The 11,506-nt window shown below is 63.8% G+C and carries 11 protein-coding genes; 7 read left to right on the top strand and 4 right to left on the bottom strand.

The features are described 5' to 3' along the window. From IEX50_RS17115 to IEX50_RS17105, 3 genes are all read right to left on the bottom strand, one after another. Positions 1-964: recombinase family protein (locus IEX50_RS17115; RefSeq protein WP_188699537.1), on the bottom strand; the 964-nt coding region annotated here is incomplete at its 3' end. Continuing rightward, positions 957-1,352, bottom strand: coding sequence for a DUF2924 domain-containing protein (locus IEX50_RS17110; RefSeq protein WP_157177962.1), 396 nt, complete (start codon positions 1,350-1,352; stop codon positions 957-959). The genes IEX50_RS17115 and IEX50_RS17110, both read right to left, overlap by 8 nt. Beyond that, on the bottom strand, positions 1,352-1,903 hold the full coding sequence (locus IEX50_RS17105) for a DUF3489 domain-containing protein (protein WP_157177963.1): 552 nt from the start codon (positions 1,901-1,903) through the stop codon (positions 1,352-1,354). Before IEX50_RS17105 ends, IEX50_RS17110 begins: the two co-directional genes overlap by 1 nt. A gap of 140 nt (positions 1,904-2,043) precedes the next feature. Here IEX50_RS17105 and IEX50_RS17100 point away from each other — a divergent pair, with 140 nt between their 5' ends. Continuing rightward, complete coding sequence (locus tag IEX50_RS17100) at positions 2,044-2,412, top strand: hypothetical protein (protein WP_157177964.1); 369 nt, start codon at positions 2,044-2,046, stop codon at positions 2,410-2,412. Positions 2,413-2,477: 65 nt separating this feature from the next. On the opposite strand, the gene IEX50_RS17855 is transcribed toward IEX50_RS17100, so the two are convergent. Continuing rightward, on the bottom strand, positions 2,478-2,666 hold the full coding sequence (locus tag IEX50_RS17855; RefSeq protein WP_198350751.1) for a DUF6771 family protein: 189 nt from the start codon (positions 2,664-2,666) through the stop codon (positions 2,478-2,480). A gap of 671 nt (positions 2,667-3,337) precedes the next feature. Here IEX50_RS17855 and IEX50_RS17095 point away from each other — a divergent pair. The 6 genes from IEX50_RS17095 to IEX50_RS17070 all read left to right on the top strand — a co-directional run bounded on the left by IEX50_RS17095 (position 3,338) and on the right by IEX50_RS17070 (position 11,207). Further along, the gene (locus IEX50_RS17095; RefSeq protein WP_157177965.1) at positions 3,338-4,693 is read left to right on the top strand and encodes a metallophosphoesterase; all 1,356 of its coding nucleotides are present in this window, start codon (positions 3,338-3,340) and stop codon (positions 4,691-4,693) included. Continuing rightward, entirely contained in the window at positions 4,693-5,724 is a 1,032-nt protein-coding gene (locus IEX50_RS17090) for a GTPase-associated system all-helical protein GASH (RefSeq protein ID WP_157177966.1), read from the top strand. Before IEX50_RS17095 ends, IEX50_RS17090 begins: the two co-directional genes overlap by 1 nt. Further along, entirely contained in the window at positions 5,721-6,734 is a 1,014-nt protein-coding gene (locus IEX50_RS17085) for a TRAFAC clade GTPase domain-containing protein (RefSeq protein WP_157177967.1), read from the top strand. The genes IEX50_RS17090 and IEX50_RS17085 overlap by 4 nt, the downstream gene beginning before the upstream one ends. After that, complete coding sequence (locus IEX50_RS17080; RefSeq protein ID WP_157177968.1) at positions 6,731-7,576, top strand: TRAFAC clade GTPase domain-containing protein; 846 nt, start codon at positions 6,731-6,733, stop codon at positions 7,574-7,576. Before IEX50_RS17085 ends, IEX50_RS17080 begins: the two co-directional genes overlap by 4 nt. Positions 7,577-7,578: 2 nt before the next feature. Beyond that, positions 7,579-10,221 carry a GAP1-N1 domain-containing protein gene (locus IEX50_RS17075; protein WP_157177969.1) on the top strand — a complete coding sequence of 881 codons (2,643 nt, stop codon included), beginning with the start codon at positions 7,579-7,581 and terminating at the stop codon, positions 10,219-10,221. 167 nt (positions 10,222-10,388) lie between these two features. Beyond that, on the top strand, positions 10,389-11,207 hold the full coding sequence (locus tag IEX50_RS17070) for a hypothetical protein (RefSeq protein WP_157177970.1): 819 nt from the start codon (positions 10,389-10,391) through the stop codon (positions 11,205-11,207). The last annotated feature ends 299 nt before the right edge of the window (positions 11,208-11,506 follow it).

Genomic DNA, 11,506 nt, shown 5'->3' with positions numbered 1-11,506 from the left:
ACTTCACGGCATGGCTCGGCGACATCCGTCGACCATGCATATCGTAGAGGATGCCGACCAGCAGGCTCGGTGCACGGTGGTTGGTCCCGGACGTGCGCTCGACCTGGCCGGCCGCGAGCGTCTGCTGCACCTGTTCCCACAGTTCGGGCGAGATGATCGGCAGATGTGCGCCGTTCACCGCCACCCCCTTGTGGACGATCTCGCCAAGGTAGATCCGGTTGCCGAGCATGTTGAACAGCATGCCTCGCCCGAACGGCACGCCTCCGCGGGCCGGCTTATTCGCCTGCTGACGGACCTTGGTGCGGTACCCTTCGCTGCGCAGCTCGTCGATAAGCGCCCTGCCGGAGCCGAGTGCTACGTAGCGTTCGAAGATGTGACGGACGGTGCGAACGTCATCCTCGTCAACAACGAGCAGCCTGTCCTCGACGCGGTAGCCGAGCGGCACCGGTCCCCCCATCCACATGCCCTTCGCCTTGGACTGCGCAATCTTGTCGCGGATACGCTCGCCGGTCACCTCACGCTCGAACTGGGCAAAGGAGAGCAGCACGTTGAGCGTTAGCCGCCCCATGCTCGTGGTGGTGTTGAACGCCTGCGTCACCGATACGAACGACGCACCGCGGGCATCAAGCACTTCAACGATCTTGGCAAAGTCCGACAGGGCGCGCGTCAGTCGGTCGACCTTGTACACGACGATGACGTCGACCCTGCCGGCTTCGATATCCGCCATCAGCCGCTTCAGTCCCGGCCGCTCCAGGTTGCCGCCAGAGAAGCCGCCATCGTCATACGGGTCTTTTACCAGCACCCAACCTTCATGACGCTGGCTCAGCACATAGGCCTCGCACGCTTCACGTTGAGCATCGAGGCTGTTGAACGCCTGGTCGAGGCCTTCCTCGGTCGACTTGCGGGTATAGACTGCGCAACGGATCGTGCGTGGTCCGGTCGGGCGCGGGGCTACCTTAGCCATCGGCGTTCAACCCGAAGAAGCGCGGGCCCGACCAGGCTGTGCCGGTGACATGCCGGGCAATGGCCGACAGTGACTTGTAGCGTTCGCCATCCAGCAGAAAGCCGTCCTCCGTTGCCAGCACGTCGATGGTTCGCCCGTTCCAGCTGCGCACAAGCTGGGTGCCGGACTTGATCGTGCGGGCCGCAGCAGCGGCGGGGCGAGTTAGCGAACGTGCGACCCGTGTCGGCAGCTTGCCGTACGCCTTCTCCTGCAGGCGGTAGGCGATGCCCAGCCGCAGCAGGTCCGGCGAGAGCCTGGGGGCAGGGACCTTGTAGGCGTGCATCCATTCGGCACGCAGATCGGCTGGCGACAATGTCGCCAGCCGGGCAAGCTTCTCCTCGATCCGCATCAGGCCGCCAGATGGTAGCGGGTGGCGCCGGTCTCGCCGCTGCGGATGATCGCATGGCCCTTCTTGCGCAGGCCGGTCAGCGCCGCCCGGGTCGTGTGGGGCAGCCAGCCGGTGACGTGGATCAGCTCGTCCAGGCTGGCACCGTCGTCACGTCGGAGTAGCCGCGCAACCATGGCGATCTTGCTTCCCGGCGGGGTGGCGGGGAGGGTGGTTTCGGGCACGACGGCTGCTTTGGCGCTCGCCGGCACGTCCGTTGAGACCGGAGCTTCGGGCGCGGTCTGCGTGCCATCGAAGGCGATCTTGGCCCGTCCAGCGTCCGTGATGAGCAATCCAAAGCAGGTTTCGCCATCCTGCCGCCAGCTGCAGTTCGGGTCGGTTACAGACGTCTCTTCAACCAGCGCATGCTTCAGCAGCGGCGGGATGGCCTTGCGGATACGGGCACCCTGATCGCTGACCTGTTCGGGCAGGGGCAGGATGCTGCCGTCGGTACGCTGGGCGGCAGTCGCCAGCAGGATGAGCTGGAGATCAGTAAGCTTGAAGGGGCGTGCCATGAGATCGGTCTTCCAGTCTGCGACCGCGGCGGGATGCCGCTGCCACTGACCCGAGCCCCGTCGAGGCAAGGCTCGCGGGGCGGTCCCGGTGGGTAGCACCGGCTCAGGCAGGTTCCGTCAAACGGCCCGCACCGACAGCAATGCTCGAACATGTGCCCAAGTCGAGTGGAATGTCGCTTCATGCGCAGAGTTCAGGCAGTTCTGCAGATCGTGGCGGAATGCGCGAAAGCTGCATCTGGACTGTCGAGGCCGGTTTCGTCCTGGTGTGCGGGCAGGAGAACGCCGTGGACCCCGACCCGAATGAGACGAACGAGCTAATTTCGAAGCTCTTCTACCTGATGACCGTGCGGCTTGAGGATGCCGCTGGCGCGGCCGCAGAGGGGCAGGGCACCCAGCTCAATAGCAGCTTGCGGTCAGCGCTTGCGGAACGTCTGCGTCAAACGGGGCAGGAGGTTGCCATCATTGCCGAAGCGGTCAGTCAGCTTCTTGGACGTACCGGCAGCCGTTGAGCAGACAGGATTATAGTACCGTCCGGAGCGTCTCAGAAGCTTGCCACGCTGCGAGGCCGCCAGTTTCACTGGATTGGCAGGCTCAGTTGCCGAATGTCTGGTGCGTCGGGCCGGGCCAACTCGGCGGTGAGATATCCAGCCAGTCTGTCCGGCGTTCTGGCGCGCAGTCTCGGATCGGGTGCGGTCATTCCCAATCTGGCCCAGATCGGTGACTCGCGGAGAATTTCGGCCAGACGACGGGGTTCGATATCCATGCACGCAATGAGAACAAAACAAGTCCAACATGACAAGCGTATGCGTCGTCGAAACTGGCCTCAGATTTTGCGGACAGTTTGCTCCACGCCCGCTTTTGCAACCCGGTATTGAATGTCTGTAATTGGTGGATAACGGCCAGGCCGCTTTCGGGCCTAAGGGGGCGTAAGCGGCCGTACGTTCAGACGCTGCCGGCGGGCAGCTTCGCGCCCAAAAATCGGTCAGTCGATGCGGCTATCAACAATCTTGAAACCTGCCGCTCGCACCGGTCCTGAAACGTATCGCTGGAGGTTTCTAGCTGAGCCTGTTCTATTGATCCGCTTTGACAATACTTCGACGAGGTGGCGGTCAGCTTCCGCCCGTGTGCAACCTAGTGAAATCGAGGTCACTTGGAGGCGCGCAGTGCAGCGTCCCGTCCGTGAGATTGCCGCAGACGCCACCATCGTCGATGCGGTGGAAAAAATGCCTCATGGATCCGAACCGCTTCATTCCCTGTTGCACAATGGTCAGGGCGTGAGTCTCATCGGGAAAAATTGGATGGGACATCGGCGGCTTTTAGTACATCCACACGTGTCCAAGGCGGCCCTCGTAGCGTCCCCTTGCCCAATGGAAATAAACTCAACCAGCACCTACATCTGCCTCATCGCACAACGCTTGCGGAATAGGGGGGCAGATGTCAGCAATCTTCGTGCATGTGTCGGACATTCATTTTGGCCAAGAGCGCGATCACGTCGTTCACATTCATGACGACGTAAAGCGAGAGCTAGTCGCGGACGCCACGGCCGTTGTGGCTGCTCTCCCGGCTAGCGAGGTAAAGGGGATCCTCGTTACCGGTGACGTCGCCTATTCAGGCAAGGCGGAACAATACGAGGCGGCCGGCGAGTGGCTTGACGCGCTCGCGGGCGGCATCGGGTGCCCGATCCACCGCGTGCAGATGGTGCCGGGCAACCACGATCTCGATCGCGACAAGCTGTCAATCGGCGGCAGCCACCTCCTCGAATACATCCGACAGGGCGGTCCCGCCGAATACGAGAAGGTCGTCTCGAACGATGACGACCGAGCAACGCTGTTCCGCCGTTTCGAGGATTATGGTCGGTTCTGCATCGGCTACAACTGCGGCCTCGATCTCGAGGCGAAGTTAGCCACCAACATGCGCGTAGAGGTCGGACCCGGACGCTGGATCAGGTTTGTACGCCTAAACTCGTCACTGCTCTGCCACGGCGCGGAAAGGCACGATCCGCCGGAACTCGTCATCGGGGAACGCCAGTTTACAATCCCGCGCAACGCTGGCGAAGAGAACGTCGTCCTCGTCCATCACCCTCTGAACTGGTATAAGGACGAGGCCGACGTCCGCGACTACGTGCGCAGCAGGGCGCGCGTGTTCATCTCCGGGCATGAACACAATCCGAAGGTGCACATCGACGAAGTCGACAACGGCTGCGACGTGATGATGCTCGCGGCCGGGGCGGCGGTGCCGTTCAAGTCGAACGACATCTACACCTACACCTACAACGTTATCGAGTTCGACTGGGACGACGCGACCGACAGCTTGGTCGTCACCATGCACCCGCGGGCCTGGAACCCGAGGAGTAAGGTGTTCGAGGCGGATCACAAGCGCCTGGGGGGCGAGGAGCCGTGCTTCACGCTCGGCTCCCCGAACTTCAGGAAGGTTGGCGCTCGACCGCCCGCAGATGCAGTCGGCACGGTCGCCGACGAGACGTCGTCCGAAGCAGCAGTCGAGCTCGTTCCGGCTGACAATCCAGAAACCAGCGGAGGGGAGGAAGCGCCAATGCCGCCGGATGCGGAAGGATACGAACTCGCGATGCTCAGGTTCTTCCGCAATCTTTATGAAGGCGAGCGGCTGCGGATCCTGGTCGAGCTGGACGCCCTGCCCGTCGGCTCGGACGAACGGATGAACCAGGGGCTCGAACTGCGGCTGTTCGATTGGCTTGCCCGCGCCGGCAAGCTGCCCGAAGCTGTGGCGATGATCGACAGGTTGATTAATGAACGAGAAGAGAGGGATGCGTGATGGATAACCTTCCAGTGCACATGAGGATCACGTCGCTTGCTCCGACCAACGACGACGTCGATGCGCGCAGGGCGACGATCACGGAGCTGTCGGAGACATGGGGGAAGATCACCGACATTACCGAGCTCCTGACCAAGGCTGATGCTATCGCGAACTCGCTCGGCGGCAACGGCGAGCCGTATGAACATCTGGGGATGGAGGTGCAGGAAGTCCTACAGAAGAGCGCATCTGCGTATCTCTACGCGGAGCGCCCGCTCGACGTCGGCGTCTGCGCCGGCATGGCCGCCATGTCGATCATGGAAGGCGAACCCGGCAGCGGCGGGTGGCAAATTGCCGACGTGTATTCAAACGCGCTTTGGTCCGCGCTGGCCTTCCAGCCAGCACTGGGTGAGGATAAGCGCGAGAAGCTGCGGCGCGAGGTACTCGACCGCTCGCGGGAACGAAGCCGCGCGTCGGCGGACAGGGCGCGTGACCGATCCCTGGTCCCCGACATGGGCGACCTTGCAATCACCGTCACGGCGGAGACGCTCAAGACGACCAACACCTTCAAGAAGGCCACTAGCGCCACGATCGACGCGCTGCGCCGGAATGCCGTGCTTGACCGCGAGGAGCTCGACTTCCTTTGGTGGATCCAGCTCAATCGCAGCCGACTGGTGCAGAAACCGTTCGGCGGGATGGCTGAACCCGCCCGCCTCGTCGCGTCGGGGATCGAGGCGGCCACCCACCTTCGCAGGCTACCCGCCAACCTGCACTTCGACTTGGTCCTGCGGTCGGTTGATGACGATGCCGAGCTCGATCTGAAAACACTGATAGAGGGGATCGGTGACGACAAGGCGCTCCTGGCGATGTCGTTCAACTCCACACGGGCGGCCGTATACCCCTCGGTATTTCCGCTGCTGCACGTACTGGCGACCGGCGATGTCGCCGTGTTGGGAGCCCAGGTGAAACGCAAGGCATCGGTCTGGGCCGGCCGCGCACTGCTGGAAGCCGGCCTGATGCGGATGTGCGACAACGGGGCGCTGAGGCTGTGAGCGCGGCGTGCAACTTCGATGGTTGCACTGTCGGTGAGACCGGGACCTGCGCGCTCGAGCGGGACCCGGCCACTTGCGAGCACCGGGTCGGCAACATCGCGCCGGAGGCTGAACCCGCTTCCGGTGACGCGGTGCCGACGTCCACGATCGGAGCGCCGGTGCTGGAACGCCCGACGGGAATGTCGTCGTTCCCGTCGAGCCGAACGCTCGACCCCGAAGCGATCTCGAGCCTGATGGCCTCGCGGTACGTGACCGTCGTCGGCATCCTTGGAGACCCGGAATCGGGCAAGACCGCCTGCCTGGCCAGCCTCTACCTCCTGATCTCCAACGCGGAGCTGAAGGGCTGGAAGTTCGCTGACAGCCGGAGCCTGATGGCGTTCGAGGACATCGCGCGCGGGGCGCGAGACTGGAACGCCGGCAATCCCCCCGAACAGATGACGGTGCACACGGAGCTGTCCGACGACCGGCGTCCGGGATTCTTGCACGTCCGCCTCGTGCGGAGCGAAGACGGCCGGATCGTTGACCTCGCGTTGCCGGACCTGCCAGGCGAGTGGACGACCGACTTGGTCGGAACGGCGCGTGCAGACCGGTTCGAATTCCTGAAGGCCGCGGAGGCGATCTGGATCGTGCTGGACGGTCGGGCCCTAGCGAACAAGGAACGCAGGCAAGCGATAATTGCACGCGTCGGGCAGCTCGCGGGACGGTTATCGACTATGTTCGACGGCGCACTGCCAAAGCTTATGCTGGTCGTCACCCACCGCGATGCCGGCGAATTGCCGGAGAGCGTCTCGACCCGCCTGCAGGCGGAGTTGGCCAAGCGCGAGGTAGCGGCGACAGTCGTTCCCGTCGCACCTTTCTCGGATCACGACGATCAGGTGAAGCCGGGCTTCGGGATCGACGACCTGATCGCGGCAACGACCACCAGCGCGATGCCACCGTTCGAGTTCTGGCCACCCTCCGATCCGGTGGGGAGCGCTCGTTCCTACATTGGATACAGGAGGGGCCGATGAGCGGTTCGATCGTGCTTCTCGGTGGACCAGATTCCGGCAAGACGAACTACGTCGGACGGGTCTGGCCGGCTCTCGACGAAGGCAAGGGCAGCCTGCATGCCGCCGAGCAACCGGAGGACATCCGTTTCGTCCTGGATGTCACCGACCACCTCAATTCGGGCAGCTTCGCGCCGCGGTCCGAACACGCCGATGATCGTCGCGACTTCGAGGTGGTGGTCGCTGCCCAGAAGGGCGGCGAGAAAACGACAATCGTCATCCCCGACATATCTGGCGAGCTCTGGCTAAACGCGGCCGAGCATGGTGAAGTCTCTGCCGGCCTGATGGAGGAAATGCAGTCGGCGAGCGGCGCGCTCCTGTTCGTGCGCGTTAATTCCGAGGCGGACGTGCGGCCGTTGAACTGGGTCACATCCAAGAACCTGCTCGCCAAGCTCGGCAACGAGGACGACCAGGGGCTGCCCACGCAGGTCATGGTCTGCGAGCTGTTGCGTTTCTTAGAAGACACGCTGTCCGAGCGGCCCGACGGCGCTCCCCCGCGGCTCTCTGTCGTCGTGAGCGCGTGGGATCTCGTCGATCCCGAGAAGTTCACGGAGGGCCCGAAAGCGTGGCTCGAGCGGGAGTATCCGCTCATCGCCGGCCGGCTTAATGACATCGACCTGATCGACCTGCGGATATTCGGCCTGAGCGTGGTAGGCGGTGACCTCAAGGTCGATGAGAGCTGTCGGGACGACGTCCAGGAAAATGGCCTCGACGGCCGGGGCTGGATTGCCGTCGAGGGCGATGACGGCGTCTGGCGGAAGGACGCCGACCTCACCCTGCCCATCGCGTGGGCCGTAGGCAACTGACCATGGCTGTCCTCGATCTTCAGGTTCACGGATACAGGCAGGGGCATCAGCTTCTCGCTGCGTCCGTGCGTCTACCGAAGGAGGACCAGTCCGCCGTCGATCGGCTTTCCGACGTCGCCGGCCCGCTGCGTCCGCGCGAGCGGTTCGAGTCTTATCTGACGGCCTATCCGCTACCCAGTGGCGAGCGATACGTATTGGCGCGGACTTGGCAGGACCTGACGGTCGCGAGAGCCGGATGCGTCCGCACCTTGAGCCTCATCATCCCGATCGAGGACTGGGCCGCGGCCCAGAACCTTTCCCCGTTTCTAGATGTGCTGGCCTTGGACAGTCTTCCCGACGACGGCAACGCGTCCACGGTCAATGTCGAGGCCGGGCCAAAGCTGCCCATCGCTTCCGTAGTCGGCTTCAACGGCGGCGAGCTGCTCGAGGCACTCTTCCTGGAGGAGTCGCGCCCGGTCGCCGTGCTGGACGCCCCCGACCCGGATCTCATCGCCATCCGCCTGCTCACTGCGCTCTGGCCGTCGCTCAGGGCGCGGTTCGCGCTATCCACGTTCGCACTTTCGCCGCGTAAGGTGGCGGGCCGCGACTTCGACCTAGTGTTCGCACCCAAGGACGCACGAGCGAAGTTCTCCGACTGGTATGGCCGGCGCGTGGACGGACGCTCGACACAGGTCGGGCGCCATCGCTGGACGGGCGCAATCGTCTCTAGAGTCTTCGATCAACCCTTCCCCCGCCTCCTCTCCGACGACGAGCTCGGACTGGTGGGCGGCGGCGATGCCGATGCCGACAACGCCGCCGCGCTTCGCATCGCGTTGCTCTGGGATGAGCTAGTCGCGAAGCTCGAAACGACCCCCACCGCTGCGCTAGGCCTGCTCGACATCGCGAATTCAGGCAAGGTCCGCGAGTCGCGCGCCCTCGAAGCGATCGAGCCGTCGCTCGCCGACGCGGCACGACGTGCCGCGCTGTCACTACCGGAAAACGAGGCCTGGAGTTTTCTCGGAGCCATCGCCCGCAAGCTCCTGGAGCGACAGATGCCCGCCGGGCGGAGCGCCGTCGCGGAGGCCATCGAACAGCTCGCTGCACGCGCGCCCGAAGGGGCCGTCGCGCTCTTGGCGCTGGAAGATCCTCGCGGCGTTACCGCGGACCTGCTACCACGCATCGCGTCCGGCATCGGCGGTGCGTTCACGGACAGGGCGGAGCGCGCCCTGCTGGACGCCGAACCGGCGGTCCTTGGACGTCTGCTAGCGCAGGGCGGAGCCTTGCTAGGGCACGTCGCCGACGACCGCCCGCTGATCGACCGGCTGGAAGGAATACTTCCGCAGCTTGACGCAGCAACCGTCGAGACGATCGTGCGGGACATGCTGCCCCTGCTGACCGAGGATTGGCAGATCCCCGCAGCGAAGCCGCTGTTGGCCAGCCTAGATGGACCCCAGCTGACCGCGGCACTTCGGCACTTGGGATCCGCGAATGACTTTGCCTCGGCCAAACTTTCCAACCTCGTGCTGGGCAATGCGCTCTCGCGCGTTCCCCGCAACGAAGTTCGGTCGACGCTCGCGTCGCTTTCTTCGTCCACGCGCCGCGACGCCCTGATCGCGCGGACCCTATTGCCAGGTGCCGAGGATGCACGCTGGCTCATGACTAGTGACGCGCTTGACCCGGGATCAGCATCCACCATGCTCCTTGAGATGCTGCGGCGGTCTGACGATCGACAGCTCGTCTCGATGATTGTGGATGACCAGGTCGGCGATCGGGTGATCGACGCGCTGCTGGTGAACGAGGCCGGGCTCCTGCTGAAGACTGCTGCGGGGGACGCGCTGCCACTCCGCCTTTTCGTGAAGATCGCGCCTGAGCTACTCAATAAGCTCACGGGGGAGGCGAAGGTCAACTTCGCGAAGCACATACTCGGCCGCTGCCTCGCCCACCGGTTTGGCGACGCCGAGATTCCATTCCTGGTCGCCGCGTCGAACGTCGTTGGCGACCAGCTGGACGGAGCGTGGGCGGCGTGGATCGGCCTGTCGAAGAACGTCGACGCTGCCATCGCCAGCCGGAACATGGTCGCATTCAGGAAAGCGGCGCAGCCGGCTCGCCTCCGAGTGGTGTGGTCGATCGCTGAGGTGGCGCAGGTCCTCCGCGACCGACGAAGCTTCGATCTCGACGCGCCTGCGGCCGAGGCCTGCGCGGCCTTCATGTTCGACGCGGAGAAGGTGGCGCCGAAGGCATTGCTAGCGGCATCCGGCTACTTGCTGCCCGTCCTTCTGCGAGCGCGCAACCGGCCAGTGTCCCTCATGATCGCGGCAGCGTTTCCGCCGATCCACCGGGAGCTCGCCAAGGCGGACGACGTGCCCGACATCTTCAAGTTCATCCCGTTCCTCGACTGGGACCGCTGCAAGGCGGCACGACATGAGCTCGTCGACGCCTTCATGTCGTCGTCATGGCCGCCCCATGACCTCGCGCTAACAGCATGCCGCGCTAACGAGGTTGCTCGCATTATGCGCCGTGTCAGCAAGCAAAATGGCGGCGAGGCCTACATCAAACGGATCGCATCGAATCTCAACGACTTGCCAGAAGAATGCCGGAAGATGGTCATCGCTGCTATCGGCCAGGTCCGCTCAAACCCGTCTGCGAAATACGACTGGAGAGACTAACCGGTTGCAGCGCTCGACCTGCGGGGTCCCGCGGTTAACCGCGCCTGCAGGCCTTCTCGTTCGGGCTTCTCCGCAGCAGGCGATCCGACCCATATGCATCTGCGCTGCTCAACTGACCGCTGTTCAATCGGATACCGAAAGGGCATGTCGAGCTCGGAGGTTCAGACATGGTTCCATTCACCTGGCGATCGGACGAGATCGCACGCCCGGCCTTTAGCGTCGGCGTCATCGCCCAAGACATCGGTGCCCGCAGAATACTGAGACCTTCGAGCTCGGCGGAGTTGGCAGCGGTTGCCGACCTCTCGATCAGCCAGTTCGTAGATGGGTTGGCCGGCGCGCTGCTCTCAACTGGATCGTTTCTGTTCCAGCAGATCGAAGGCGATCCGTTCGCCGATGGCGCTGGAGGTCTCGTCGTTCGAATCGAACGCTCGACCCTGGCGAGCCTCGTCCTCGACCAATCCGGCGAACTCCAGCCACCAGTGCTGCCGCTGGCGTACATTACGGCACTCGAAGCCTCGCTGAACGTCGTGGAGATCATCCTCTCCGAAGGTTCGCTGATCATCAAGGCCCTGGGCGCCGTGTTCGGAACGGGAGCCGGGCTGACCGCGGCTCTCTTCCTGCTTGGGCCTGAATATACCGATTGGCACGCGACCCGCCTCGCGGATCACGATATCGTCCGCGTGATCGCGGGTGGCCGCTGTTCCGTCGACTTCGCCGCCGAACTGCACATCGGCGATCTGCGGGCCGCCGCGGCGGAGGGACTCGTCAAGAATCCGCAGGCCTCACAAACGATGAAACGACGGCGCGTATGCATCGAGCAGGTCCTTCTGAACGGCACCTACCCGGGCAAGTTCGACGATATGGAAGGTCCCATGACAGCCAAGGCCAAGCAGGTGCTCGCCAAGAAGTCGGGGCTGACGACACGCGACGTAGACACTCTGCCGTACTTTGAGGCGCTAATCGCGGGCATCCAGCCGAAGCATTGATTGCGTCGAAGCTGCCAGGCTGACATGCGTCGGAGCGGGGTGTGACCTTGCGAGTGACGACGACCGGACTGGTGCTAGCGTGGCAAGCTGGTTAACGAACGACCGGAGTTGGGATGCAGCCAAAGCAACCTAAATGACCGAGTATGGGTCGCCTCAGATCAACGACGGTAGCGCTACGCCTCTTTGCCGTGTCGGATGAGCCAAGCGGCGAGGATCAGCCCGCTTGATGCGACAAGGCTGGCGTCATCAGCGCTAATCAGCTCTTCTTCACCAACCACCTTTCCATGGCCCGTTCCTGC

The organism is Sphingomonas prati (assembly GCF_014643515.1).
In the GTDB taxonomy this organism is placed as follows: Bacteria; Pseudomonadota; Alphaproteobacteria; order Sphingomonadales; family Sphingomonadaceae; genus Sphingomonas_R; species Sphingomonas_R prati.
This window is presented reverse-complemented; position numbering and strand designations above follow the sequence as displayed.